We start from the raw sequence: 26,866 nt of genomic DNA, 5'->3' as shown, positions 1-26,866 counted from the left end.
ATATCCCGGAGCGGATTCCCCCCACGGGATCCGGCCGGGCGTCTGAAGGGAGCCTGAACTCCCGTTGTTTTTCCGGTGGTGCGTATTCAGTTCGGTCCTGCTGTGCGGGCCGCCGGGGTACGTACGCACGGGAGGGCCGCTCAAAGCTCCCCGGTGCACGTGCCCCGGCCAACACTTGCCATGGAGCGTCCCCCAAGACACTCCATCGGACGTCCCCCAAGACATCCTTGGCATCGCACTCTTAGACTCACCAACCCATCAGATGGTTACCCTCAAATCGGTGTGATCTAAGTCTCTTTGTAGAAATTATGTGAAGGAGCGCAACCTCAGGCTGTTCGTCACGACGAAGACCGACGAGAACGCCATCGCCGCACCCGCGATCATGGGGCTGAGCAGCCCGAACGCAGCCAAAGGCAGTGCGGCCACGTTGTAGCCGAAGGCCCAGAAGAGGTTGCTTCTGATGGTGGACAGAGTACGCCTCGACAGGCGCATGGCGTCAGCGGCAACCTTAAGATCTCCACGAATCAGTGTGAGGTCGCTCGCTTCGATCGCCGCGTCGGCCCCGGTGCCCATCGCCAGGCCCAGATCGGCCACCGCCAGCGCCGCCGCGTCGTTGACGCCGTCACCGACCATGGCGACGGCCCGGCCCTCGGCCCGGAGGCGCCGGACGACCTCGGCCTTGGCCTCCGGCAGGACCTCCGCGTGGACCTCGTCGATCCCCACCGCGTGAGCCACGGCGTCCGCCGCCGCCCGGTTGTCCCCGGTCAGCAGGATCGGGTGGAGGCCCAGCGCGCGGAGCTCGGCGACGGCCTCCGCGCTGCTCCCCTTCACCGTGTCGGCGACCTCCAGCACGCCCCTTGCCGCGCCGTCCCAGGCCACGGCGACCGTGGTCCGGCCCGAGGCGGCGGCCTCGGCCAGCGCGTCGGCCAGGGAGGGCGGGAGGGTGATCCCCGCGTCGGTGAGGAGCCGCTGCCTGCCGGCGACCACGTGGTGTCCCTCGACGGTGCCGCGCACCCCGAGGCCGGGGACGTCGGTGAAGTCCACCGGCGCGGGCAGTGCCGCGTCCGTGCGGGCGGCGGCACCGGCGGCGACCGCGCGGGCGACGGGGTGCGCGGAGGCGTGTTCGAGGGCGCCCGCGAGGCGGAGGACGTCGGCCTCGGTCGTGCCGGGCGCGGTGTGGACGCGCCCGAGTGTCATGCGGCCCGTGGTGACCGTGCCGGTCTTGTCCAGGACGACCGTGTCGATCCGGCGGGCCGTCTCCAGGACTTCGGGTCCCTTGATGAGGATGCCGAGCTGGGCGCCGCGCCCCGTGCCCGCCATGAGGGCGGTGGGAGTGGCGAGACCGAGGGCGCAGGGGCAGGCGATGATCAGTACGGACACGGCGGCGGTGAACGAGGCCGTGATGTCGTCGGTCGCGAGCAGCTGGGCCACCAGCGTCCCCAGGGCGATCAGCAGCACCACGGGGACGAAGACCCCGGAGATCCGGTCCGCGAGGCGCTGCGCGGCGGCCTTGCCGCTCTGGGCCTCCTCCACGAGGGTGGCGATCCGGGCCAGCTGGGTGTCGGCGCCCACGCGGGTGGCCTCGACCACCAGCCGGCCCGACACGTTGAGGGTGGCGCCGGTGACGGAGTCGCCCGGGGAGGTGTCCACCGGAACGGACTCCCCGGTGAGCAGGGAGGTGTCGACGGCCGATCGGCCCTCGACGACGGTGCCGTCGGTGGCGATCTTCTCGCCGGGCCGCACGACGAAGCGGTCGCCGACGAGGAGCCGGCCGACGGGGATACGGACCTCCACGACCTCCACGGCGCCCGGGTTCGCTGGGGGGCGTACCTCCACGGAGCCGCCGCCCGAGGGCCCGCCGCCCGAAGGCCCGTCGCCCGGTGCCGGTTCAGGGCGGAGGACCGTGACGTCCTTGGCGCCGAGGTGGAGCAGCGCGCGCAGGGCGGAGCCGGCCTTCCGCTTGGACCGGGCCTCCAGGTAGCGGCCGAGAAGGATGAAGGCGACGACTCCGGCCGCCACCTCCAGGTAGATGGTGGAGGCGGGGGCCGACCGGGAGCCGGTGACATCGAAGCCGTGCCGCATCCCGGCCATGCCCGCGTCGCCGAGGAACAGGGCCCACACCGACCAGCAGAAGGCCGCGAGCGTGCCGATCGACACCAGGGTGTCCATGGTCGCGGCGCCGTGGCGCAGGTTCGCCCAGGCGGCCCGGTGGAAGGGCAGTCCGCCCCAGACCACGACGGGTGCGGCGAGGGTGAGGGAGAGCCACTGCCAGTTGTCGAACTGGAGGGCGGGGACCATAGCCATCAGGATCACCGGCACGGCGAGGACCGCCGAGACCAGGAGGCGCTGCCGGAGAGCGGCGAGGGCCTCGTCGGTCGTACGGTCCGCCGCGTCGCGGGGGTCGTCGGCCGTGCCGCCGTCCGCCGCGTGGAGACGGTCGTCCGTGCCGTCCCGGTGCGCGGTGGCGAGGGCCGGTGCCGACGGGCCGTCGGCCTCGGGTGTCCGGACGGGTGGCGCGGGTGCGGGGCGGACGACGGGCAGGGCGGTGTAGCCGGTCTTCTCGACGGTGGCGACGAGGTCGTCGAGCGTGGTTCCGGCACCGTAGGAGACGCGGGCCTTCTCGGTCGCGTAGTTGACGGTGGCGGTGACGCCGTCCATCCGGTTGAGCTTCTTCTCGACGCGGGCCGCGCAGGAGGCGCAGGTCATCCCGCCGATCGTGAGCTCGGCGTCGGAGACCTCCGCAGCGGGGGCCTCGGCTGCCGTGGTGCTGGCCATGTGTGGGGACTCCTGGGTCGAGCAGTCGGGCCGTTCCCCACCAGTATCTGCCTCTCCTGGTGGCGGAACCGGCCCGACGGGAGGGTGCGCGGCGACGCGGGCCCATGAGCCGGCCGTGGGGCCGACGGGGCTTCGGCCGGCCGTGGGTGCCCGTCGGTGGGCGTGACCGGCGGGCGTCGCCGGGGGTGTGCAGCCGGTCTCAGGCGCGGCCGACGAGCTCGTAGCCCGCCTCGTCGACGGCGGCGCGTACGGCGTCGTCGGTCAGCGGCGTCGCGGAGGCGACGGTCACCCGGCCGCTGGCGGCCTCCGCCTTCACCGAGGTGACGCCCTCCAACCCGGAGATCTCCTCGGACACGGCCCCTTCGCAGTGGCCGCAGGTCATGCCCTTCACCTCGTACACCGCGGTGACGCCCCCCTGGATGTCGGCGGCCCCGTCGTGGCAGGAGCCGGTGGACGAGCAGCAGGAGCCGGCGGTCCGGGGCGTGTCGGTTTCGGCGGTCATGGCGTTCTCCTCTTCGCAGGCACATAGGTACGTCGCGGGAGCGGCGCGAGGGGGCGCCGGGGAGCCCGGTGCGCCCGGTGCGCCTACCCGTACTCCCGACTATACCCCTAGGGGGTATTAAGGCTCCCGGTCGGTGAGCCCTCGGGCGTGTCGCAGACCAGGGGCTCCAGGTAGCGGTACATCACGTCCTTCAACTCCCTGACGTACGCCTCCCGTTCGTCCCCTTCGTGCGCCATGACCAGATCGAGGCCGGCCTTGAAGAGGACGAAGGACATCGCGGCGGTGCGCGTCGCCCGGTCCGCCGGGAGGTCCGGCAGGAGGGCGCGGAGCAGCTGCTCGGTCCGGGTGAGCATGCTCGCGTGCAGGGCGTCGTGCTCCCGGGTGATCACGCCGGGGATCTCGGAGCCGTGGGTGAGGACCGCGAAGGCCGGGTTCTCGCAGTTGAAGGCGATCAGCGGGTCGAGAACCGTGTCCAGCAGCCGGTCGAGGGGCAGTTCGATGTGGCTCACGACGAACGCGGCGCCGTACGTCTCCTGCCAGCGGTGCATGAGCCGCTCGCCGAGCTCTATGGCGATGGCTTCCTTGTTGGGGAAGAACTGGTAGAGCGTGCCCGGCGAGACGCCCGCCTCGCGGGCGATGGCGTTGGTGCTCGCGCCGTTGTACCCGCTGGTGCAGAAGACGTCGGCGGCGGCTTCTAGCAGCTGGGCGATGCGCGCCTCGCCGCGCGCCTGGCGACGGCGCGGCCGGCCTGTCGCGCCGTCGCCCACGTCCGTGCCCTGCTCCGCGCTCCTGCCGCGCGTGCCGCGCCGTGCGGCTGCGGCGGCTTCTTCGGCTCTGCCCTCCGGCATGGTCGATCCCCAGCTTTCAAGACGCGGTTGACAAACACGAGTGGCCGCTCGCATTCTGATGAAACACGAGCGGGGACTCGTGTTTGCCAGTGTACGTGGCAATGGCCGACCCATGCTGCCCTGTGCCGCCCGGGTCCCGGTGGAGGGGGCACCACACATGTCCGACATCGACAGCTCGGAGCGCGTCGGGGGATGGACCCGTTTCGTGACCGCCCGGCCACGGCTCGCCCTGCTGGCCGCCCTGGTCGTCACGGCGCTCGCCGTGTTCGCGGGCAGCGGAGTGGCCGACCGGATGGGCAGCGGCGGCTGGGAGGCGCCCGACGCCGAGTCGACGTACACCACCCAGGTGCTCGAGCGGGAGTTCCCCGACTCGCAGCCCAATCTCCTGCTGCTCGTCGACGGCGGCGACGTCTCGGTCGACGACCCCGCGGTGGCCGCCGAGGGTGCCCGGCTCGCCGAGCGGCTGTCGGCCGAGCCGGGCATCACCGGCGTCGGCTCGTACTGGCGGACGAAGTCCCCCGCCCTGCGCTCCGGTGACGGACACGAGGCGATCGTCGCCGCCCGGATCGAAGGGGACGAGAAGGGTGCCGGGGAGGTCCTCGACCGGATAGCCCCCGTCTACAGGGGCACGCACGGCCCGGTGGAGGTGTCCGTCGGCGGCCCCGTCGCCGTGCGGCACGAGATGCAGAGCATCATCCAGGAGGACCTCCTGCGGGCCGAGCTCATCGCCCTGCCGGTGACGCTGGTGCTGCTGGTCATGGTCTTCGGCAGCGCGATCGCCGCCCTGCTGCCGCTGGCCGTCGGGATCGTCGCGATACTCGGCACCAACGCGGTGCTGCGCGGCATCACCGAGTTCACCGACGTCTCGGTGTTCGCCCAGAACCTCACCACGGCGCTGGGCCTCGGACTCGCCATCGACTACGCCCTCTTCCTCGTGCGACGGTTCCGCGAGGAGCTGGCCGCCGGAGCGGAGACCCGGGCCGCGATCGGCACGACCATGCGCACGGCGGGCCGTACCGTCCTCTTCTCCGCGCTGACGGTGGCCGTGTCGCTGGCCGCGATGATGGTCTTCCCTCAGTACTTCCTGCGCTCCTTCGCCTACGCGGGCATCGCCGTGGTGCTGCTCGCCGCCGCCGCTGCCCTGATCCTGCTGCCGGCCGCCCTCATGCTGCTCGGTCCGCGGGTGAACTCCCTGGACCTGCGGCGCCTGATGCGACGCGGCGGGCAGGCCGCCCCGGGGGCGGGTGCGGCCGAGGGCTCCGGCAGGGGGTGGGCCCGCTTCTCTGAGCTCGTGATGCGCAGGGCACCGGTCTTCGCCGTCGTGACCACCGTCGGGCTCGTGCTTCTGGGGGTCCCGTTCCTCGGGGTGAAGTTCGGAACGGCAGACGACCGGCAGCTGCCGGCCACGGCGGAGTCCCGCGTCGTCCAGGAGCACCTGCGTGACGGATTCCCCGGCAGCCCCGGCGGCGGACTCGACGTGCTCGCCGAGGGGACGGCGAGCCCCCGCCGGTACGCGGAGTTCCGGGAGCGGATCGAGGCACTTCCCGGAGTGGCGCGGGTCGACGGCCCCGTCATGGGAGACGGAGCCGCGTACTACGAGGTCCTTCCCGAGGGGGAGTCCGTCGGGCAGGGGGCACAGGACCTGGTCCGGCTGCTGCGGGCCGAGCCCGCGCCGTTCGACACCTCGGTGACCGGCACGGCGGCCGTCCTGGTCGACTCCAAGGACGCCATAGCCGACCGGCTGCCCTGGGCCGTGGGAATCATCGTCGTGGTGACGCTGCTGCTGGTCTTCCTGCTGACCGGCAGCGTCCTGATACCTCTCCAGGCGGTCGTCCTCAACGCCCTCAGTCTGACCGCGATGTTCGGAGCGGTGGTCTGGGTCTTCCAGGACGGCAACCTCTCGGGGATCCTCTCCTTCACCAGCACGGGGGACATAGAGACGACCCTGCCCGTGCTCATGTTCTGTGTGGCCTTCGGCCTCTCCATGGACTACGGCGTGTTCCTGCTCTCCCGGATCAAGGAGGAGTACGACCGCACCGGCGATCACGAGCACTCGGTGACCTTCGGGCTGCGCCGCACCGGCGGACTGATCACCGCGGCGGCCGTCATCCTGGCCGTGGTGATGGTGGCCATAGGGACCTCGCGGGTGACCAACACGAAGATGCTCGGGCTCGGGATCGCGCTGGCCGTGCTGATGGACGCCATGGTGGTGCGCAGCCTGCTGGTGCCGGCCGTGATGAAGCTGATGGGCCGGATCACCTGGTGGGCCCCGGCGCCGCTGCGCGCCTTCCATGAGCGGTTCGGGCTCAGCGAGGGGGAGCCGGCCCGGGGCGAGGCGCGGGGCGCCGGGGAGACGTCCGGAGCGGACGGCCGCGAGCGGGACACGATCACGGCCGGGGCGTAGATTCACCGGATCGAGGAGCCGGACAGCGCGAGCCGGCCATGGGGAGGCGGGGCGTATGCGGGCAGTGGTGTTCGAGGAGTTCGGGCAGGAGGCCCGGGTCCGGGACCTCCCGGATCCCGCGCCACCCGCCGGGGGAGTCGTGGTCCGGGTCGAGGCCACGGGCCTGTGCCGGAGCGACTGGCACGGCTGGATGGGCCACGACCCGGACATCGTCCTCCCGCACGTCCCCGGACACGAACTGGCCGGTGTGGTCGAGGCGGTGGGCACCGGCGTGCACAACTGGCGCGCCGGTGACCGGGTCACCGTGCCCTTCGTCTGCGCCTGCGGCCGGTGCGCCGCCTGTGCGGCCGGCGCCCAGCAGATCTGTGAGCGGCAGACCCAGCCGGGTTTCACCCACTGGGGATCCTTCGCCGAGTACGTGGCGCTGGAGGCGGCCGACGTCAATCTGGTCGCGGTGCCCGAGGGGCTTTCGTCCGCCACGGCGGCCGGACTGGGCTGCCGGTTCGCCACGGCGTTCCGCGCCGTCGTGGGACAGGGGCGGGTGGCGCCGGGCGAGTGGGTCGCCGTGCACGGCTGCGGCGGGGTCGGGCTGTCGGTCGTGATGATCGCGGTGGCGTGCGGGGCGCGGGTCGTCGCGGTCGACGTGTCCGGGCAGGCCCTCGAGCTGGCACGGGCCTTCGGGGCGTCGGCGTGCGTGGACGCCGCCGCCCACCCCGCCGGAGCGGACGAGGCCGTACGCGAACTGACCGGCGGCGGTGCGCATCTCTCGCTCGACGCCCTCGGCTCCCCGGTCACCTGTGCCGCCTCGGTGCGGAGCCTGCGCCGGCAGGGCCGGCATGTCCAGGTAGGGCTGCTGCCGTCGGCCGCCGGCGATCCGGTCGTGCCGATGGCGCGGGTGATCGGGCTGGAGCTGGAGATCCTCGGCAGCCACGGCATGGCCGCCCACGCCTACCCGCCGATGATGGACATGGTCCGGGCCGGCACCCTGCGCCCCGATCTGCTGGTGACCTCCACCATCCCCCTGGACGCCGCCCCGGCGGCCCTCGCCGCGATGGGCACCGCGCCCGGAGCGGGCGTCACCGTCATCGAACCGGCGAAGGAGGCCTGAGCTCCCTGAGAGCCTGAGTTTCCTGAGCTCCGGACACGGCCCGTCTCAACGGCCGCGGTTGCTGGGCCTGGACGCGATCCACGCGAGGACGGTGTCCACGTACCAGTAGGGCTTCCCGTTCCGTACATCGTCGGGAGGCGGCAGCAGGCCGTGTTTGCGGTACGAGCGGATCGTGTCCGGCTGGACGTGTATGTGCGCCGCGATGTCCTTGTACGACCAGAGCCTTCTGTCCGTCATGCATGACACCTCTCTGTACGTCCCTGATGTGCGCCCGTGACGCACGTCCGCGGAGTGCGCCCGTGACGCACGTCCGTGAAGTGCGCCCGTGCGTCCGCGCCTCTGTTCCGGTGAACGAGAGGGTCCCGGGCCGGGCAGGGGGCGTCGCGAGTCCGTGACACAGGCTCAGCGGAACCCGGACATACGTGACAGAGAGGTGACTGCTGTGGCAGGAGGGGCCGGCGGGACTCAGGAGGACGGACGCGCGGGCCCGCAGATGCGGAGGAACTCGCGGGTGCGGCGGGCGATGGGCAGCGGCTTGTCGGGCGGACACGGATACATGTCCTGCTCGACGATGGCGAACAGGTCGGTGCCCAGGGCGCGCGCCGCGTCCAGCACGGGCTCCAGTGCGGGCACTCCGCCCGGCGGCTCGCACATCACGCCGCGTGCGACGGCCGGGCCGAACGGCACCTCGTTCGCCACGACATCGGCGAGCACCGCGGGGTCGACCTGCTTGAGGTGGAGATAGCCGATCCGTTCCCCGTACGTCCTGATGAGCTTCACGCTGTCCCCGCCGCAGTACGCGTAGTGGCCGGTGTCGAGGCAGAGGGAGACCAGGTCCGGGTCGGTCGCGTCGAGGAAGCGGTTGACGTTCTCCTCGCTGTCGATGTGCGTGTCGGCGTGCGGGTGCACCACGATCCGCAGCCCGTACCGGTCCCGCACCTCGCGGGCCAGGCGTTCCGTCTGTGTGGTGAGGTCGCGCCACTGCGCGGCGGTGAGGGTGCGGTCCTCCAGCACCTCACCCGTCCTGTCGTCCCGCCAGAACGACGGGATGACCACCAGATGCCCGGCGCCCATCGCCCGGGTGAGTGCCGCGATGCCCGCGACATGCTCCCAGGTCCGGTCCCAGACCGAGGAGCCGTGGTGCAATCCGGTGAAGACGGTGCCCGCGGAGACGGCGAGATTCCGTCGGGCGGTCTCGTCCGCGAGACGGGCGGGGTCGGTCGGCAGATAGCCGTACGGGCCGAGCTCGATCCACTCGTACCCCGCCTCGGAGACCTCGTCGAGGAATCGCTCCCAGGGCACCTGCTGCGGATCGTCGGGGAACCAGACGCCCCACGAATCGGGTGCCGAACCGATGCGGATGCGGGCCGGAGAGGGTACGGAGGAGGTCATATCGCCCACCCTCCAGCCCTCCGGAGGGAGTGTCAAGAGTTCGTCCGAATGTCCGGACAAAGTGTTGACAGGGTTCCGGGCGAGGGCTAGACCTGGGAGCGGCCGTCCGGCCGTGGCCGACTCCCGGGACGCTGTTCCGGGCCGGAGCACCGGGTCGAAGGGATGCGTATGCCTGAGCCGTACGACGTGATCACCATGGGGCGCATCGGGGTGGACATCTACCCGCTCCAGACCGGTGTACCGCTGGCCCGGGTCGAGACCTTCGCGAAGTTCCTCGGCGGCTCGCCGTCCAACGTGGCCGTGGCCGCCGCCCGGCTGGGACGGCGTACGGCTGTGATCACCCGGACCGGCCGGGACGGCTTCGGCGACTACCTCCACCAGGCGCTGGAGGAGTTCGGGGTGGACGACCGCTGGGTGGGCGCCGTCGTGGAGTACCCGACCCCGGTCACCTTCTGCGAGATCTTCCCGCCCGACCACTTCCCGCTCTACTTCTACCGGCAGCCCAAGGCCCCCGACCTGGAGATCCACCCGGAGGAGCTCGACCTGGAAGCGGTGCGGTCCGCCCGGGTGTTCTGGATGACCGGCACCGGGCTGTGCGCCGAACCCAGCCGCACCGCGACCCTCACCGCACTGAGGGCCCGCAGCGCGGCAGCCGCCACGGCGCCGGACGCACCCGGAGCCCCGCGCGCCACCGTCTTCGACCTCGACTGGCGCCCCATGTTCTGGGGTGACGGAAAGGGCGGGGACGACGAAGCCGCCCGCGCCCACTACCGCGAGGCGCTCGCCCACGCCACGGTCGCCGTCGGCAACCTCGACGAGTGCGAGATCGCCACGGGGGAGCGCGAACCGCACGCGGCCGCCCGCGCCCTGCTCGCCGCCGGACCCGAACTGGCCGTCGTCAAACAGGGACCGGACGGCGTCCTCGCCGCCCGCAGGGACGGCACCGTCGCCGAGATCCCGCCCCTGCCCGTCGACGTCGTCAACGGGCTGGGCGCCGGGGACGCGTTCGGCGGTGCCCTCTGCCACGGGCTCCTCGCCGGCTGGGACACCGAGCACGTCATGCGCTACGCCAACGCGGCCGGGGCCATCGTCGCTTCCCGCCTCGCCTGTTCGTCCGCCATGCCCTTCCCGCACGAGGTCGAACAGGCCCTCGCCGACGGGGCGGTCGGCGAGGCTGCGGGGGCCACCCCGTGACCCCGCCCGCCGCGGCCGGCGTCGCCGATCTCGTCCGGCTCCGCGCCCGTCACCCCGAAGCCGTCGCCGAGGCCGCCGCGGCCCGCCGCAGACGCCCTCTCGTCGGGCCCACGGGACGCCTGATGATCATCGCGGCGGACCATCCGGCCCGTGGCGCCCTCGCCGTCGGCGACGACGACCTGGCCATGGCCGACCGCTTCGACCTGCTGGAACGCCTCTGCCTCGCCCTCGCCCGCCCCGGCGTCGACGGGGTGCTCGCGGGCGCCGACGTCCTGGAGGACCTGCTGCTCCTCGGTGCGCTGGAGGACAAGGTCGTCCTCGGTTCGATGAACCGCGGCGGGCTCGCGGGAGCCGCCTTCGAGCTCGACGACCGCTTCACCGGCCACCGCCCCGCCGACCTCGCCCGCCACGGGTACGACGCCGGCAAGCTGCTGCTGAGGATCGACCACGACGACCCGGGCTCCCTGGACACCCTGCACACCGCCGCGCGCGCGGTGGACGAGATGGCCGCGCTCCGGCTGCCGGTCTTCATCGAGCCGTTCCTCTGCCACCGCACCCGGGACGGGCTCCGCACCGACCTGGGCGCCGCGGCCGTGACCACCTCCATCGCCATCGCCTCGGGTCTGGGCGGCACCTCCGCGTACACCTGGCTCAAGGTCCCCGTCACCGACGACCCCGGCGACATGGACCGGGTGATGCGCGCCTCCACCCTCCCCGCCGTCCTGCTCGGCGGGGAGGTCGCGGGGGACCCGGACACGGCGTACGAGAGGTGGCGCGGCGCGCTGCGGCTGCCCACCGTGCAGGGGCTGGTGGTCGGCCGCTCGCTGCTCTACCCCGCCGACGGTGACGTGGCGGGCGCGGTCGACACGGCGGTGGGGCTTCTGTGAACCCGCCGGCGCGGGACCCGCGGACGCGGGGCGTCCGCCCGCACACCGACGCACGGTGTCCGTGGAAGGAACGGGACGACGGGTAGGGATGGAGCCATGACGACCACCGACGAGCAGCAGAGGCACCACCTCCGGGCCGGACACGCGTCACGTGGCCCCTACGCCCTCGACATCGACCCGGAACGGGCAGGGTGGGAGCGGTCGAGTCTGCGCGTCCTGGAACTGGAGCCAGGTGGTGTTCACACCCTCGTCACCGGGGAGAGCGAATGGATCGTCCTGCCGTTGTCCGGCGGCTGTACGGTGCGCACAGCAGGTGAGATCTTTGAACTGCGGGGCAGGAAGAACGTGTTCGGCGCAGCGACGGACTTCGCCTATGTCCCGCGCGACGCCCGCGCCCAGATCGCCTCCGGCGCAGGAGGCCGCTTCGCCCTGGCAGGAGCGAAGTGCGAGCGACGACTCCCCGCTCGCTACGGCCCCGCGCCGGAGGTACCGGTCGAGCTCCGCGGTGCGGGCACCTGCTCGCGCCAGGTGCACAACTTCGCCGCCGCCGACGCGTTCGAGTGCGACCGGCTCATCGCCGTCGAAGTCCTCACCCCCGGGGGCAACTGGTCCTCCTACCCGCCGCACAAGCACGACGAGCACCACCCCGGTACCGAGTCCGTCCTGGAGGAGATCTACTACTTCGAGGTCGAGGGCGACGGCCTCGGCTACCACCGGGTCTCGCCGTCCCGCCCCGGCGGTACGGACGTCCTCGCCGAAGTCGCCACGGGTGACGCGGTCCTCATCCCCGACGGCTGGCACGGCCCGTCCGTCGCCCCGCCCGGCCGCACCCTGTACTACCTGAACGTGATGGCGGGCCCCGGTGCGCGCGAGTGGCTCATCCGCGACCATCCGGACCACCGGTGGATCCGCGACACCTGGCCCGGGCAGGCCGTCGACCCACGACTGCCGCTGCACGATGCGGAGGCCGCCCGGTGACCACACCACGCCGCACGTCCGACGCGACCGCGCCCACCCGCAGGCTCACCACCGCCCAGGCCCTGATCGCCTTCCTCGCCCGGCAGTACACCGAACGCGACGGCCGGCGCCACCGCCTGATCGACGCCACCTGGGGCATCTTCGGCCACGGGAACGTCGCCGGCATCGGACAGGCGCTCGTCGAGTCCGGGCCCGCGATGCCGTACCTCCAGGGCCGCAGCGAACAGGCCATGGTGCACGCCGCCGTCGGATACGCCCGCCAGTCGGGCCGGCTCTCCGCCCACGCCGTCACCACCTCCATCGGCCCCGGCGCCACGAACCTCGTCACCGGCGCCGCTCTCGCCACCGTCAACCACCTGCCCGTGCTCCTCCTCCCCGGCGACACCTTCGCGACCCGCCCCGCGGACCCCGTGCTCCAGCAGCTCGAAGTGCCCCACGCGGGAGACGTGTCGGTCAACGACTGCCTGCGCCCCGTCTCCCGCTACTTCGACCGGATCACCCGCCCCGAAGCGCTGATCCCGGCCGCCCTCCAGGCCATGCGCACCCTCGCCGACCCGGCGGAGACCGGAGCCGTCACCCTCGCGCTGCCGCAGGACGTGCAGGCCGAGGCGTACGACTGGCCGGCGGAGTTCTTCGCGACGCGCGTCTGGAACGTGCGCAGGCCCGCCCCCGACCCGTACGAACTGGAGCAGGCCGTCCGCGCGGTCCGCGCCGCGCGCCGCCCCCTGATCGTCGCGGGCGGCGGCGTCCACCACAGCGCGGCCGAGGAGACGCTCGCCGCCTTCGCCGCCGCCACCCGCATCCCCGTCGCCTCCACCCAGGCGGGCAAGGGCTCCCTGCGCCACGACCACCCCGCCGACGTCGGCGGCATCGGTCACACCGGCACGGCCCCGGCCGACGCGCTCGCCCGCGAGGCCGACCTGGTGATCGGCGTCGGCACCCGCTACACCGACTTCACGACCGCGTCGGGCACCCTCTTCGCCGGCCCGGCCGTCCGCTTCCTCAACCTCAACATCACCGGCTTCGACGCCCACAAGCTCGCCGCGCTCCCCCTCGTCGCGGACGCCCGCACCGCCCTCCAGGCGCTCGGCGAGGCGCTCGGCGCCCGCGGCCACCACGTCGACCCCGCGTACGAGAGCGAGTACACCGACGCCAAGGCCCGCTGGGAGCGGCGCGTCGACGCCGCCTACGCCACCGCCGACCCGGACGCCCGCCCCACCCAGGCCCAGGTCCTCGGCCTGCTCGACGAACTGGTCACCGAGGACGACATCCTGATCAACGCCGCCGGCTCCCTCCCAGGGGACCTCCACAAGCTGTGGCGGGCCCGCTCCCCGCGCCAGTACCACGTCGAATACGGCTACTCCTGCATGGGATACGAGATCCCCGCGGCACTCGGCGTGCAGCTCGCCGCACCGGGCAGGCCCGTCTGGGCCCTCGTCGGCGACGGCACCTATCTGATGAACCCGACCGAGATCGTCACCGCGGTCCAGGAACGCCTGCCCGTCAAGCTCGTCATCCTGCAGAACCACGGATACGCCTCCATCGGCGGCCTCTCCGAGTCCGTCGGCGCCGAACGCCTCGGCACCGCCTACCGGCACCGCACGGCGGAGGGGGCGTTCGACGGCCCCCCGCTGCCCGTCGACCTCGCGGCCAACGCGGCCTCGCTCGGCATGCGGGTGCTGCGGGCGGGCACGGTGGGGGAGCTGCGCGGGGCCCTCGCCGAGGCGCGGGCCGCGGACCGTCCCACTTGTGTCTACGTCGAGACCGAAACGGCAGACACAGTGTCGGGGCCCCCTCCCGCACAGGCGTGGTGGGATGTTCCCGTAGCCGAAACCGCGACCCGCCCGTCGGCGGTCGAGGCCAGGAAAGAGTACGACCGGCAGATCGCAGCCCGACGCCGCCACCTGTGAAGGAGCACTGTCATGAAGACCGTCCACCACTGGATCGGTGGCAAGACCGTCGAGGGCACGTCGGGCGCCTACGGACCGGTCACCGACCCGGCGACCGGCGCCGTCACCACGCAGGTCGCGCTCGCCTCCGCCGAGGACGTCGACACCGCGGTCTCCGCCGCGAGGACCGCGTACGAGACCTGGGGCACCTCCTCGCTCTCCGCCCGCACCGCCGTCCTCTTCCGCTACCGCGCCCTCCTGGACTCCCACCGCGACGAGATCGCCGCGCTGATCACCGCCGAGCACGGCAAGGTGCACTCCGACGCGCTGGGCGAGGTCGCCCGCGGTCTGGAGATCGTCGAGCTGGCCTGCGGCATCACCACCCAGCTCAAGGGTGAGCTGTCGACCGAGGTGTCCAGCCGGGTCGACGTCTCCTCGATCCGCCAGTCGCTCGGTGTCGTCGCCGGCATCACGCCGTTCAACTTCCCGGCCATGGTGCCGATGTGGATGTTCCCGCTGGCCATCGCCTGCGGCAACACCTTCGTCCTGAAGCCCAGCGAGAAGGACCCGTCGGCAGCCAACCTGCTGGCCGAACTGGCCGCCGAGGCGGGGCTCCCCGACGGGGTGCTGAACGTCCTGCACGGGGACAAGGTCGCCGTGGACGGGCTCCTCGCCCACCCCGACGTCGCCGCCGTCTCCTTCGTCGGGTCCACCCCCATCGCCCGCCACATCCACGCCACCGCCACGGCGAACGGCAAGCGGGTCCAGGCCCTCGGCGGCGCGAAGAACCACATGCTGGTCCTCCCGGACGCCGACCTGGACGCCGCGGCCGACGCCGCCGTCTCCGCCGCGTACGGCTCCGCCGGTGAGCGCTGCATGGCCATCTCGGCGGTGGTCGCGGTGAGTTCCGTCGCCGACGAGCTGGTGGCGAAGATCCGCGAGCGCGCCGAGAAGATCAAGATCGGTCCCGGCGCGGATCCCGCCTCCGAGATGGGCCCGCTCATCACCGCCGCCCACCGTGACAAGGTCGCCTCCTACGTCACCGGGGCGGCCGCGCAGGGCGCCGACGTCGTCCTCGACGGCACCGGCCACACGGTCGAGGGCTTCGAGGACGGCCACTGGATCGGCCTGTCCCTGCTGGACAACGTGTCCACGGACTCCGACGCCTACCGTGACGAGATCTTCGGCCCCGTCCTGTGCGTCCTGCGCGTCGCCACGTACGAGGAGGGCGTCGCCCTCATGAACGCCTCGCCGTTCGGCAACGGCACCGCGATCTTCACGCGGGACGGCGGCGCGGCCCGCCGCTTCCAGCTGGAGATCGAGGCCGGCATGGTCGGCGTCAACGTCCCGATCCCCGTGCCGGTGGGCTACCACTCCTTCGGTGGCTGGAAGGACTCGCTCTTCGGCGACCACCACATCTACGGCAACGACGGCGTGCACTTCTACACCCGCGGCAAGGTCGTCACCACCCGCTGGCCCGACCCGGCCGACGCCCCCGCGGGCGTCGACCTCGGCTTCCCCCGCAACCACTGACCCACATCCGGTCCGCCGCCCCCGCCGCGCAGGCGGGGGCGCCCCTGCCGGAAAACCCGTGGCCGGTGGGCGGGTGCCCCGCCATCCTGGGTGCCATGACCGCACCGCGACACGAGATCCGGGCCCGCCACACGGCCGGCACGGTCACCGTCTACCAGGCGTACCGGCCGGACATCGGGCTGCCCGCCGCCCGGGACGGCCGCTTCCCACCGGCCTGGAAGCGCGACCGCATGACGTGGATCAAGCCGAGCTTCCTGTGGATGATGTACCGCTGCGGCTGGGGCGCCAAGGAGGGCCAGGAGACGGTGCTCGCCGTCGAGATCACCCGCGAGGGTTTCGCGTGGGCCCTGGAGAACGCCGAACTCTCGCACTACGTGAGGGGCGTGCACCCCGACCGGGCCACCTGGCAGCGCGGCCTGCGCCGCAGCCCCACCCGTGTCCAGTGGGACCCGGAGCGCGACCTCCATCTGAACCCGCTGCCCTACCGCTCCCTCCAGCTCGGACTGAGCGGAGAGGCGGCACGGCGGTACGCGGACGAGTGGCTGGTCTCGGTCACCGACGTCACGCCGCTCGCGCACGAGATCCACGGTCTCGTCAGGGCGGGCGACCAGGACGCGGCGGCCCGGCTGCTCCCGGCGGAGACGCCGCTCACCGGCCTCGGCGCGCCCCGGCCCGTACCGGCGGGCCGGTGAACGCCGGGACCCGCCCGGTGGCCCTGGTCACGGGAGCCGGGCGGTCGGCGGGGATCGCAGCCTCCGTGGTGCTGGACCTGGCACGGACCGGCTGGGACGTGGCCTTCACCTACTGGACGCCGTACGACGCGCGGATGGCGTGGGGCGCGGACCCGGGTGCGGAGGACGCGCTCGGCAAGGCTGCGGCGGCCCTCGGGGCGACGACACTCGCCGTCGAGGCGGACCTGAGCGACCCGGCCGTGCCGGCCCAGCTCTTCGAGCGCGTCGAGCGCGAGCGGGGAAGCGTGACCGCCCTGGTGCTCTGCCACGCCGAGTCGGTCGACTCCGGCCTGCTGGACACCACCGTGGAGAGCTTCGACCGGCACTTCGCGGTCAACGCGCGCGCCACCTGGCTGCTGATCCGCGAGTACGGGCTCCGCTTCACCGGGCGGCACGGAACCGGGCGGATCGTCAGCCTGACCAGCGACCACACCGCCGGGAACCTGCCGTACGGGGCGAGCAAGGGGGCGATGGACCGGATCACGCTGGCCGCCTCCCACGAACTGGCCCACCTCGGAGTGACCTGCAACGCCGTCAACCCCGGTCCCACCGACACCGGATGGATGGCGGAGGACCAGAAGGCGGACCTGGCGCGCCACACCCCCCTGGGGCGTCTCGGGATGCCGCAGGACTGCGCGAACCTGGTCACCTTCCTCTGCTCGGCTGAGGGCGGCTGGGTCAACGGCCAGCTGCTGCAGAGCAACGGCGGGCTCGGATAGCGGGCAGCGGCCCGGCGCGCCGGACGACCGTCAGCGGACCGTAGCGAAGTCCCAGGTCAGCATGGCGAACACCCCGTCGTCCGCCGCGCCCGCCGAGCGGTAGGCGGCGAGCGCCGCCTCGTTGTCGCGCTCCACGCCCACCCACATGTCGTAGCAGCCGCGCCCCCGGGCCTCGCCGGCCAGGGCCTCCGTCAGGGCACGCCCGATGCCCCGGCGGCGGTGCGCCTCGTCGACGGAGAGCTCGTACAGGCACATCTCGGTGCCCTTGTCCGGGTGGAGCATCTCGATGCCCGAGACGAACCCCGCCGGGGCGCCGTCCACGTAGGCGATCAGCATCAGATGACCGTCCGCCGCGAGGAAGCGGTCCGCCCACCCGGGGCGCGGCGGGGCGTCGTAGAGGTGCGCGGCGGCGAGGAGCTCCGCCGTGGTGGTGGCGGGACGGATACGGAATCCGGTGTTGGTGCCGGTGTCCATATATAGGGCCTTTCGTGACGGCGGTGTACCGCATGCGGAGTACGGGAGGAGGAGGCCGTACCTCCCAGGGATGCCGTACACCTCCCCCCGGGGGCACCCAGGTCCGTCGGCGGCTCCGTCTAGGGTCGAGGCATGGAGAAACCGACTTCCCGGTGGCGTCACCGGCTGCCCCGCACCCCAGGCCGGTGGGCCGCGGTCGTCGCCGCCCTCGCCGTCCTCGTGGGCGCCGGTACCTGGACCGCCGCCGCAGACGACGACAGTAAGCCGTCCGTGCACCGGCAGGACCGGATGATGAAGATGAACGGGGTGTCGGTCGACACCTCGTACTTCACCACCGGGGGCTCGGAGCGCCGCCCGGCCGTCCTCATCGGGCACGGCTTCGGCGGCAGCAAGAACGACGTGCGCGCCCAGGCCGAGAAGCTGGCAGCCGACGGGTACGCCGTGATGACCTGGTCCGCCCGCGGATTCGGGAGGACCACCGGGGAGATCACGCTCAACGCCCCCGACGCCGAGGTCGAGGACGTCTCCGGACTCATCGACTGGCTGGCACAGCGTCCCGAGGTGGAGCTCGACGCGAAGGGCGACCCGCGCGTCGGAGTCACCGGCGCGTCCTACGGTGGCGCCATCTCGCTGCTCGCAGCCGGGCACGACGACCGGGTCGACGCCATCGCCCCGGTCATCAGCTACTGGAACCTCGCGGACGCGCTCTTCCCGAACGGCGTGTTCAAGAAGCTCTGGGCCGGGATCTTCGTCAGCTCCGGTGGCGGCTGCGAGCGGTTCTCGAAGCAGCTGTGCGACATGTACGAGCGGGTCGCCGTCAACGGCAAGCCGGACGCCGCAGCGCGCCAGCTCCTGACGGAACGTTCCCCCGAGGCCGTGGCCGACCGCATCGACGTACCCGCGCTGATCCTCCAGGGACAGAGCGACTCGCTCTTCCCGCTCGGCCAGTCCGACGCCATGGCCAGGGCCATCGAGAAGAACGGCGCCCCGGTGTCCGTCGACTGGATCGCCGGAGGCCACGACGGCGGCGACGACGAGGGCGACCGTGTCCAGGGCCGGGTCGGCGACTGGTTCGACCGGTACCTGAAGGAGGACAAGGGCGCCGACACGGGGCCGGGATTCCGCGTGACCCGGACCGGCGGCGTCGACTCCACCGACGGCGCGGCCCTCAAGCGCGGCGCGAGCAGCGCGACGTACCCGGGTCTGACCAGCGGCGGCCGGAAGATCCCCCTGACCGGAGCGGGGCAGCCCGGCGCGGGCCCGCAGGGCATCACACCCGGCGGTCAGGACGCCCCCTCGAACGGTGACCAGGACGCCCCCTCCGACAGCGGTGAGGGCGCCTCCTCGACCGGTGGTCAGGACGCCTCCTCGGCCGGTGGTCAGGGCGGCGGGGGCCGGAGCGCCGCTGCCGGCGGCGTCACCCAGACCTTCCGCAACCCCGCCGGGGCCAATCCGCCCTCCATCTCCGCCGTCCCCGGCATCGGAGGCGGGCTCTCCCAGCTGTCCTCGCTCGGCGTCGGGTTCTCCCTCGACTTCCCCGGGCAGTACGCGCGCTTCGAATCGGCCCCGCTGGACAGCACGGTCCACGTCACCGGATCGCCCACGGTCAGGGTGAACGTCACGGCGGACCACGGTGACGCGGTCCTGTTCGGCAAGGTCTACGACGTGTCGCCGGACGGGAAGCAGCAGGTGCTGCCCTCGCAGCTCGTCTCCCCGTACCGGATCACCCCCGGTCAGCAGGGCAAGCCGGTCGAGCTGGCCCTGCCCGCCGTCGACCACGAGGTCGAGGCCGGGCACCGGCTCCGCCTCGTCCTCTCCGCGACCGACCTCGCCTACGCCTCACCCGCCGAGCCCGCGACGTACACCGTCTCCCTCGACGGGCCGCTGACCGTGCCCACCGCACCCGGCGTGAGGACCGCGGCCGCCACGCTCCCCTGGTGGACCTGGGGACTCCCGGCCGCCGCGCTCGTCATCGCCGCCGCGCTCCTGCTCACCGCGCGCCGGCGCACCGCGACCCCCGCCCCCGACCCGGCGCTGGCCGACGTGCCGCTCCAGATCACGGACCTGTCCAAGAAGTACGCGAAGTCCTCGGACCGGTACGCCGTCCGGGACCTCGGCTTCCGGGTCGAGAAGGGGCAGGTCCTCGGCCTGCTCGGACCGAACGGCGCGGGCAAGACCACCACCCTGCGCATGCTGATGGGGCTCATCACCCCCGACGCCGGGGAGATCCGCGTCTTCGGACACGCGATCCGCCCCGGGGCGCCCGTGCTGTCCCGCGTGGGGTCCTTCGTCGAGGGCGCGGGCTTCCTCCCGCACCTGTCGGGCCGCTCCAACCTGGAGCTGTACTGGCAGGCCACCGGGCGGCCCGCCGAGGACGCCCACATCGGCGAGGCGCTGGAGATCGCCGGCCTCGGCGACGCCCTGGCCCGCGCCGTGCGCACCTACTCCCAGGGCATGCGGCAGCGCCTCGCCATCGCCCAGGCCATGCTCGGCATGCCGGACCTCCTCATCCTCGACGAACCGACCAACGGGCTGGACCCGCCCCAGATCCGCGAGATGCGGGACGTGATGATCCGGTACGCGGCCGGGGGCCGGACCGTGATCGTCTCCAGCCACCTCCTCTCCGAGGTCGAACAGTCCTGCACCCACCTCGTGGTCATGGACCGCGGGCGGCTGGTCCAGGCCGGTCCGGTCGCCGAGATCACCGGGTCCGGCGACATGCTGCTCGTCACCACGGCCACCGAGGTCGCCGAACCGGTCGTGCGGAAGGTGGCCGCACTCCCGGGCATCGCCTCCGCCGTCCCCCTGGACGAAGGCCACGGCCTGCTGGTCCGCCTCGACGGCGCCACGGCGGCGCAGCTGGTCGCCGAACTGGTGCGTCTCGACGTGCCGGTGACGGGCGTCGGGCCGCACCGCCGCCTGGAGGACGCGTTCCTCACCCTCATCTCCCAAGGATCCGCATGAGCTCCGCACCAGAGATCCAGGCACTCGCCGAAGCCCCCGGATACCACGCCCGCCGCACCCTGCCGCTGCGCGTGGAGGCGATGAGACAGCTGCGCAGGCGGCGCACCCTGCTCATGGGCGGGGTGCTGGCCGCCCTGCCGTTCATCCTGATCATCGCCTTCGCCATCGGCGGCACCCCGGACGGTGAAGGGGGAGGCGGCGGAGGCGGCTCCCGGATCAACCTCATGGACGTCGCGACCGAGTCCGCTGCGAACTTCGCGGCGACCTGCCTCTTCGTCTCCGCCGGCTTCCTGCTGGTGGTGCCGGTGGCCCTGTTCTGCGGGGACACCGTGGCATCCGAGGCGAGCTGGTCCTCGCTGCGCTACCTGCTCGCGGCGCCCGTGCCCCGGTCCAGGCTGCTGTGGAGCAAGCTCGTCGTCGCGCTCGGCTTCAGCCTCGCCGCGATGGTGCTGCTGCCGCTCGTCGCACTGGCCGCGGGAGCCGCCGCGTACGGCTGGGGGCCGCTCGAACTGCCCACCGGGGGTGCGCTCGCCACCTCGGACACCGTGCCGCGCCTCGCGCTCGTCGTCGCCTTCGTCTTCGTCTCCCAGCTCGTCACCGCGGGGCTGGCGTTCTGGCTGTCGACGAAGACGGACGCACCGCTCGGCGCGGTGGGCGGCGCGGTCGGGCTGACCATCGTCGGCAACGTCCTGGACGCGGTCACCGCGCTCGGTTCCTGGCGCGAGTTCCTGCCCGCGCACTGGCAGTTCGCCTGGGCCGACGCGCTCCAGCCCGATCTCGAATGGGGAGGGATGGCCAAGGGCGCCGCCGTGTCGGTGACCTATGCCCTGATCCTGTTCGCGCTCGCCTTCCGAGGGTTCAGTCGTAAGGACATCGTGTCCTGACCCTGATGTTCCGCCACGTCACGGCCCGTCGTTGCACCATCGAGACGGTTCCGCAACGCTTCTGACGACTCCGCCCGGACCCCTCACACGTCACATTCACAGATGTCGACGACGTGGGGGGTACGGATGGAACGCAGGGCAAGGACGTACAGGGGAGCGCTCGCACTGCTGGTGGCGGGCGGGGTCCTGATGACCGGGTGCAGCGGATCGGGCACGACCAACGACTCCGCCGCCGAACGCGGTGTCGCCGGCAGCGGCGGACCGGCCGGGGGCAACCCGGCCCCCGCCGCCCCGGGGCAGCGGGAGGACGGGGCGAGTGCGGCGGAGGACGGCCTCGCGCGGGAGAGCGCGGCGCCCGACTACCTGTCCACCTTCGCCCTCGACGTGGACACCGCGAGCTACGGATACGCGCGCCGCACCCTGGACGACGGGCAGCTGCCGGCCGCCGGCACGGTGCGCCCGGAGGAATTCGTCAACAGCTTCCGCCAGGGCTACGAGCGGCCGAAGGGCAACGGCTTCTCGGTGAGCGTCGACGGCGCCCGGCCCGATGCCTCCGACTGGTCCCTCGTACGGGTCGGGCTGGCCACGAAGGCCGCCTCCGACGCCGGCGAACGCCCGCCCGCCGCCCTCACCTTCGTCGTCGACATCTCCGGATCGATGGCCGAACCCGGCCGCCTCGACCTGGCGAAGACCTCGCTGGGCATCCTCACCGACGAACTGCGCGACGACGACTCCGTCTCCCTGGTCACCTTCAGCGACGAGGCCGAGACCCGGCTGCCGATGACTCGCCTCCGGGGCAACCGCACCAAGGTCAGGGACGCCGTCGAGGCGATGGAGCCCGCCGACTCCACGAACGTGGCGGCCGGCGTCGAGCGGGGCTACGAGGAAGCGGTCGAGGGCCACCGCAAAGGCGCCACCAACCGGGTCGTCCTGCTCTCCGACGCGCTCGCCAACACCGGTGAGACGGACGCCGACGCGATCCTGGAGCGGATCGGGGACGCACGCGAGGAGCACGGCATCACCCTGTTCGGCGTGGGGGTCGGCAGCGACTACGGCGACGCGCTGATGGAACGCCTCACCAACAAGGGCGACGGCAACACCACCTACATCGCCGACGAGACCCAGGCCAGGAAGGTCTTCGTCGACCAGCTGCCCGCCCACGTCGAGCTCCGGGCCCGTGACGCCAAGGCCCAGGTCGAGTTCGACCGTAGGACCGTCGAGCAGTTCCGGCTGATCGGCTACGAGGACCGCAAGGTCGCCGACGAGGACTTCCGTGACGACAGCGTCGACGGCGGCGAGGTCGGCCCCGGCCACACCGTGACCGCTCTCTACGCCGTACGGCTCCGTGAGGGAGCCTCCGGTCACGTGGCGACGGCGACGGTGCGCTGGCTGGACCCGAAGACACGGAAGGCGCACGAGGAGACCGGGTCGGTGGCGACCGGCGCGATCGGCGGAAAGCTGTGGGACGGCGCCGGCGCACGGCTCCAGGTGACGGCGGTGGCCGCCTACTTCGCGGACACCCTGCGCGGCGGCGAGCTGCCGGGGACGCCCGCGCTCGGTGAACTCGCCTCCCGGGCGCGGAAGCTGGCCTCCTCCACCGAGGACAGCTCGGTGGAGAAGCTCGCGACGATGATCGAACAGGCCGACCGGATCAGGAGCGGCGGCGGCGGACCGCAGGATGACGGCGGTGAGGGCGAGATCGGCTGACACGAACAGGCCGGGCCCGGCAGGGAACGCCTCTGCCGGGCCCGGCCTGTCGGTGGCTGCTGGTAGAACATCGCACAGCCATCGAACGGACCGTCAGGAGCGCCGCCTTGTCCTATGTCCACCATGTCGAGCACGTGGAGCAGTTCCACGGACTGCCCGTCTTCACCTTCCCGCCGTACGCGGACCCCGCGGATCTGCCCGACGCGGCCGCCGTCGCCTGGCGCCTCCACTGCGGTCCGTACGCGACCGACGAGGACTCCGGTTCGTACTGGACGCGGTTCACCGAGTCGGTCGACCTGGGGAAGATACGGGCCCTGGTCTTCGGCAGCCCCTGGTTCGACGGAGACGGCGGGAGCGACCTGGGTGAACTGCTGGCGTTACAGCCCCGGTTGGGCGGGCTCGAAGCGGTGTTCCTCGGCGATCTGGAGGACGAGGAGGCGATGATCTCCACGATCGGGCTGACGGACCTCACGGACCTTCTCGATGCGTTCCCCGGGCTGCGGGAGCTGGCCATGCGCGGCGGGGAGGGCCTGGAGTTCCCCCTGACGGGCCACGAAGGGCTGCGGGTGCTGCGCGTCGAATCCGGCGGCCTGCCCCCCGCGGCGGCGGCCCGGATCGCCGCCGCCGAGCTGCCGGCGCTGGAGCGCCTGGACCTGTGGCTGGGCGACGAGGACTACGGCGGTGGCACCACGGTCGAGGACCTCGCCCCGCTGTTCACCGGCGTGGGCAAGCCCGCGCTGCGTCACCTGGGGCTGCAGAACAGCGCGATCCAGGACGAGCTGGCCGCGGAGCTGGCCTCCGCGCCGGTCGTGGGCCGGCTGAGGTCGCTGAGCCTGTCGATGGGCACGTTCGGGGACGAGGGGGCGGAGGCGTTGCTGGGCGGGCAGCCGCTCACCCACCTGCGGGAGCTGGACCTCTCGCACCACTTCCTGAGCAGGGAGATGATGCTGCGGCTCTGGACCGGGCTGGAGCCGCACGGGGTGCGCGTGAACCTCACCGACCGCCAGGAGGAGGAGGACGACGACCCCGACTGGGCCGAGGAGCCCGGCAGGTACATCGCGGTCGCCGAATGACCGTCCTCGCGGCTCTCCCACCGTCCCGTTCCGCCGCCGTCGAAAGGCACCCACGATGACCCGTGCCCCCGAGTTCCAGGACCCGGACGACCTCCTGCTCGTCAGCCGCTACCTGAACGGCCGGCACCCCTGGCTGGACCCCGCCGGGCAGGTGCCGTACGCGCACGTGCTGTACGCCGCGGCCGTGTCGGGGCGGGCCCCCGCCGACGTCGTGTCCCGGCTGGTCACCCTGGGGTACGCCGATGTCCAGCACTCCGGGTCCCCCTGGCCCGCCTCCGTGGACATCGAGGACGCCGCACTGGTCAAGAGGGAGGGGTCCGAGAGGTACCTGCGGCAGTGGATCGATGTCGGTGAGCCGGTCTCCCTGCTCGAGATCGTCGGGACGGCGGGGCACGCCAGGCGCTCACCCGCCGATGTCGCGACCCGGCTGACCGCACTCGGCTACCGGCTCGGGGGCAGCGCTCCGCTGCCCGGGACGCCGAATCCCCGCGACGTCATGCTGCTCCGCACAGCCCGCGGGGGACAGGGAGACTGGCTGGGCTGGGGCGACGAGGCGTCCGCCGCGCATGTGCTCGACGTGGCCGCGTACCTGGCCTGCAGTCCGCTGACCGCCGCCGCGCGGCTCGCGGCGCTCGGCCTCCGGCTGCCGTACACCCCCGAACCGGACGACGAGCGGATCCTCACGTTCGCCACCACGTACCGCGCCCACTACCCCGGCCGCTACTCGTCGGCACCCGTCGGGCACGTCCTCGCCGTCGCGCGGGAGACGGGACGCAGTCCCTCGGACATCGTCGCCCGGTTGAAGATGCTGGGGGTCGGGCGGCCGGACGGCACGGTGCCCGAGTCCCCCCAGGACGACGACTTCGTCCTCCTCAGCGAGGAACTCGACGGCCGCGAACCATGGTTGGTGAAGAACACCGTCGTCGGGCTGCGGATGGGGCACATCCTGCGCGCCTCCCTCGTCACCGGGCGGACCCCCGCCGCGATCACCGCGCGGCTGGCCGAGCTGGGGCACACGCTGCACGAGAACGCGAAGCTGCCCGAGACCGCCGACGAGGCGGACATCCGGCTGCTGGAGACCGTCGACCGCTCGTACCTGGACCGCGTCCACCTGGAGCACGTCCTGCGCAGCGCCGGACTGACGGGCCGGAGCCCGGCGGACGTCGCCGCGCGGCTGACGGCCCTCGGCCACACACTGCCCGACGAGGTGGAGTACCCGGAGACACGAGGGGTTCTCGCCGCGTCGTGAGAAGACGTCGTGAGGAGACGTCGTGAGCGGACGTCCTGGAGAGACCACCTGAAATGACGTCCGCCCTGACTGCCGCTCGGCAGCCAGGGCGGACAGCGCCGGGCTCAGGCCAGGTGGAACACCTCGCTCAGCGGGACCATGGCCTCGTCGGCGGCCTCCGACTGCTCGAAGAACTCACCCATCTCCCGCTGCCACCGTGCGTTGACCTCGGTCGTCGCCATCGCCTCCCTGGCCGCGTCGAAGTCCTCCGTCTCCAGGTAGCCGACCAGCAGGCCGTCCTCGCGGAGGAACAGCGAGTAGTTGTGCCAGCCCGCTTCCGACAGCGCGGCGAGCATCTCCGGCCACACCGCGGCATGGCGCTCGCGGTACTCGTCCTTGCGGTCCTCACGGACCTTCAGCAGAAAGCAGACGCGCTGCATGGAGCCGTTCCCCCCGGTCAGAAGTCGAACGTGTCGATGTTCTTGGAGTCGAAGACGGTCGGCTCACCCAGGATGACCTCGCCGTCCTTGCCGACGGTGTACTCGCCGAGCTTGCCCGCCTCGAACTTCTCGCCCTCCGCGCCGGTGATCTGCCCCGACGCCAGCGCGGCGGCCGCGTACGAGCCGAGGTAGCCGAGCTCCTCCGGGTTCCAGAGCGAGAACTGCTCGACGGTGCCGTCCTTGACGTACTTGCGCATCTGGTTCGGCGTGCCGAGCCCGTTGAGCACGACCTTCCCCTTGTACGAGGAGTCGCTCAGGTAGCGCGCGGCCGCCGCGATGCCGACCGTCGTGGGGGAGATGATGCCCTTGAGGTCCGGGTAGGCCTGCATGAGGCCCTGCGTCTGCTGGAAGGACTTCTGGTCAGCGTCGTCGCCGTACGCCACCTTGACCAGCTTCATGTCCTTGTACTTCGGGAGCTTCAGCTCCTCCTTCATGTACTCGATCCAGGTGTTCTGGTTCGTCGCGTTCTGAGTGGCCGACAGGATCGCGACCTTGCCCTTGTAGCCGATCTGCTCGCCGAGGTGCTGGACCAGGCTGCGGCCGATCTCCTCGGAGCTGGCCTGGTTGATGAAGAGCTGACGGCAGTCCTTCGCGGTGTCCGAGTCGTACGCGACAACCTTGATGTCCTTCTTCATGGCCTGCTTGAGCGGGCCGCAGACCGCGTTCGGGTCGTTCGCCGCGATGAGGATCGCGTCCTGGCGCTGCTGGATCAGGGTGTTGATGTAGGAGACCTGCGAGGACGCGTTCGCGTCGGACGGGCCGACCTCCTTGCCCGTGCCGCCGTACTCCTTCGCCGCCGCGATGCCCGCCTCGTCGACGATCTTCTCGTACGGGTTGTTGATCTGCTTCGGCAGGAAACCGAGCTTCAGCCCCTTCTTCAGCGGGGCGTCCGGGTCGGCCTTCGCCGAGCTGCCGGCCTTCGCGCCGCCGGTGTCCTCGCTGTCCTTCGTGGTGCCGGAACAGGCCGTGAGGGCGAGGGCGAGGGAGACGGCGGTGGCTGCGGTCGCGACGGCGCGGCGCCCGGCGGCATTGCGGAGCATCATGGCGGCGTGTGCCTTTCGAAGAAGGGGAGGAGG

22 protein-coding genes are annotated in these 26,866 nt (G+C 72.3%); 14 read left to right on the top strand and 8 right to left on the bottom strand.

What is annotated here, in order from left to right; translation table 11 throughout:
* Positions 1 to 306 precede the first annotated feature (306 nt).
* The 3 genes from OG488_RS13235 to OG488_RS13225 all read right to left on the bottom strand — a co-directional run bounded on the left by OG488_RS13235 (position 307) and on the right by OG488_RS13225 (position 4,125).
* Positions 307 to 2,775, bottom strand: coding sequence for a heavy metal translocating P-type ATPase (locus OG488_RS13235; RefSeq protein ID WP_329228995.1), 2,469 nt, complete (start codon positions 2,773 to 2,775; stop codon positions 307 to 309).
* Positions 2,776 to 2,974: 199 nt separating this feature from the next.
* Entirely contained in the window at positions 2,975 to 3,277 is a 303-nt protein-coding gene (locus OG488_RS13230; protein ID WP_329228994.1) for a heavy-metal-associated domain-containing protein, read from the bottom strand.
* A 107-nt stretch (positions 3,278 to 3,384) separates the two neighbouring features.
* Positions 3,385 to 4,125, bottom strand: coding sequence for a TetR/AcrR family transcriptional regulator (locus OG488_RS13225; RefSeq protein WP_329228992.1), 741 nt, complete (start codon positions 4,123 to 4,125; stop codon positions 3,385 to 3,387).
* A 157-nt stretch (positions 4,126 to 4,282) separates the two neighbouring features.
* Between OG488_RS13225 and OG488_RS13220 the strand changes: the two genes are divergently transcribed.
* The gene (locus tag OG488_RS13220) at positions 4,283 to 6,529 is read left to right on the top strand and encodes an MMPL family transporter (protein ID WP_329228990.1); all 2,247 of its coding nucleotides are present in this window, start codon (positions 4,283 to 4,285) and stop codon (positions 6,527 to 6,529) included.
* A 55-nt stretch (positions 6,530 to 6,584) separates the two neighbouring features.
* Entirely contained in the window at positions 6,585 to 7,637 is a 1,053-nt protein-coding gene (locus tag OG488_RS13215) for a zinc-dependent alcohol dehydrogenase family protein (RefSeq protein ID WP_329228988.1), read from the top strand.
* A gap of 45 nt (positions 7,638 to 7,682) precedes the next feature.
* Here OG488_RS13215 and OG488_RS13210 read toward each other — a convergent pair whose 3' ends face one another.
* Together OG488_RS13210 and OG488_RS13205 are read right to left on the bottom strand one after the other, a co-directional pair.
* Positions 7,683 to 7,874, bottom strand: a complete 192-nt coding sequence (locus tag OG488_RS13210; protein WP_329228986.1) for a helix-turn-helix transcriptional regulator — start codon at positions 7,872 to 7,874, stop codon at positions 7,683 to 7,685.
* Between the two features lie 228 nt (positions 7,875 to 8,102).
* Complete coding sequence (locus OG488_RS13205) at positions 8,103 to 9,029, bottom strand: sugar phosphate isomerase/epimerase family protein (RefSeq protein WP_329228984.1); 927 nt, start codon at positions 9,027 to 9,029, stop codon at positions 8,103 to 8,105.
* A gap of 168 nt (positions 9,030 to 9,197) precedes the next feature.
* Between OG488_RS13205 and iolC the strand changes: the two genes are divergently transcribed.
* The 7 genes from iolC to OG488_RS13170 all read left to right on the top strand — a co-directional run bounded on the left by iolC (position 9,198) and on the right by OG488_RS13170 (position 16,960).
* Positions 9,198 to 10,223, top strand: coding sequence for a 5-dehydro-2-deoxygluconokinase (iolC, locus tag OG488_RS13200; protein WP_329228983.1), 1,026 nt, complete (start codon positions 9,198 to 9,200; stop codon positions 10,221 to 10,223).
* A complete protein-coding gene (locus OG488_RS13195; RefSeq protein ID WP_329228982.1) occupies positions 10,220 to 11,110 on the top strand; it encodes a Cgl0159 family (beta/alpha)8-fold protein in 891 nt (296 codons plus the stop codon). The genes iolC and OG488_RS13195 overlap by 4 nt, the downstream gene beginning before the upstream one ends.
* Before the next feature lie 96 nt (positions 11,111 to 11,206).
* A complete protein-coding gene (iolB, locus tag OG488_RS13190; RefSeq protein ID WP_329228981.1) occupies positions 11,207 to 12,088 on the top strand; it encodes a 5-deoxy-glucuronate isomerase in 882 nt (293 codons plus the stop codon).
* Positions 12,085 to 13,998: a 3D-(3,5/4)-trihydroxycyclohexane-1,2-dione acylhydrolase (decyclizing) gene (gene iolD / locus OG488_RS13185; RefSeq protein ID WP_329228979.1), complete on the top strand. Its 1,914-nt coding sequence runs from the start codon at positions 12,085 to 12,087 to the stop codon at positions 13,996 to 13,998. Before iolB ends, iolD begins: the two co-directional genes overlap by 4 nt.
* 12 nt (positions 13,999 to 14,010) lie before the next feature.
* Positions 14,011 to 15,510, top strand: a complete 1,500-nt coding sequence (locus OG488_RS13180) for a CoA-acylating methylmalonate-semialdehyde dehydrogenase (protein WP_329228976.1) — start codon at positions 14,011 to 14,013, stop codon at positions 15,508 to 15,510.
* Between the two features lie 95 nt (positions 15,511 to 15,605).
* Positions 15,606 to 16,202 carry a DUF4291 domain-containing protein gene (locus OG488_RS13175; protein WP_329228974.1) on the top strand — a complete coding sequence of 199 codons (597 nt, stop codon included), beginning with the start codon at positions 15,606 to 15,608 and terminating at the stop codon, positions 16,200 to 16,202.
* Complete coding sequence (locus tag OG488_RS13170) at positions 16,199 to 16,960, top strand: SDR family oxidoreductase (RefSeq protein ID WP_329228972.1); 762 nt, start codon at positions 16,199 to 16,201, stop codon at positions 16,958 to 16,960. The genes OG488_RS13175 and OG488_RS13170 overlap by 4 nt, the downstream gene beginning before the upstream one ends.
* Before the next feature lie 30 nt (positions 16,961 to 16,990).
* Here the strand turns inward: OG488_RS13170 and OG488_RS13165 are convergent, their stop codons facing one another.
* Complete coding sequence (locus OG488_RS13165; RefSeq protein WP_329228971.1) at positions 16,991 to 17,434, bottom strand: GNAT family N-acetyltransferase; 444 nt, start codon at positions 17,432 to 17,434, stop codon at positions 16,991 to 16,993.
* A gap of 132 nt (positions 17,435 to 17,566) precedes the next feature.
* Between OG488_RS13165 and OG488_RS13160 the strand changes: the two genes are divergently transcribed.
* From OG488_RS13160 to OG488_RS13140, 5 genes are all read left to right on the top strand, one after another.
* Complete coding sequence (locus OG488_RS13160) at positions 17,567 to 20,398, top strand: alpha/beta fold hydrolase (protein ID WP_329228969.1); 2,832 nt, start codon at positions 17,567 to 17,569, stop codon at positions 20,396 to 20,398.
* The gene (locus tag OG488_RS13155) at positions 20,395 to 21,282 is read left to right on the top strand and encodes an ABC transporter permease (protein WP_329228967.1); all 888 of its coding nucleotides are present in this window, start codon (positions 20,395 to 20,397) and stop codon (positions 21,280 to 21,282) included. Before OG488_RS13160 ends, OG488_RS13155 begins: the two co-directional genes overlap by 4 nt.
* 126 nt (positions 21,283 to 21,408) lie before the next feature.
* Positions 21,409 to 22,989 (top strand): vWA domain-containing protein, encoded by a 1,581-nt coding sequence (locus OG488_RS13150; RefSeq protein ID WP_329238613.1) that lies wholly within the window; start codon positions 21,409 to 21,411, stop codon positions 22,987 to 22,989.
* A 107-nt stretch (positions 22,990 to 23,096) separates the two neighbouring features.
* Positions 23,097 to 24,062: an STM4015 family protein gene (locus OG488_RS13145; protein ID WP_329228965.1), complete on the top strand. Its 966-nt coding sequence runs from the start codon at positions 23,097 to 23,099 to the stop codon at positions 24,060 to 24,062.
* A gap of 55 nt (positions 24,063 to 24,117) precedes the next feature.
* Positions 24,118 to 25,311 (top strand): wHTH domain-containing protein, encoded by a 1,194-nt coding sequence (locus tag OG488_RS13140; RefSeq protein WP_329228963.1) that lies wholly within the window; start codon positions 24,118 to 24,120, stop codon positions 25,309 to 25,311.
* A 104-nt stretch (positions 25,312 to 25,415) separates the two neighbouring features.
* Here the strand turns inward: OG488_RS13140 and OG488_RS13135 are convergent, their stop codons facing one another.
* Both OG488_RS13135 and rhaS read right to left on the bottom strand, forming a co-directional pair.
* Entirely contained in the window at positions 25,416 to 25,730 is a 315-nt protein-coding gene (locus tag OG488_RS13135; RefSeq protein ID WP_329228962.1) for an L-rhamnose mutarotase, read from the bottom strand.
* Between the two features lie 17 nt (positions 25,731 to 25,747).
* A complete protein-coding gene (gene rhaS, locus OG488_RS13130; protein ID WP_329228960.1) occupies positions 25,748 to 26,833 on the bottom strand; it encodes a rhamnose ABC transporter substrate-binding protein in 1,086 nt (361 codons plus the stop codon).
* Positions 26,834 to 26,866 lie beyond the last annotated feature (33 nt).

It is taken from the genome of Streptomyces sp. NBC_01460, assembly GCF_036227405.1.
Taxonomy (GTDB): Bacteria; Actinomycetota; Actinomycetes; order Streptomycetales; family Streptomycetaceae; genus Streptomyces.
This window is presented reverse-complemented; position numbering and strand designations above follow the sequence as displayed.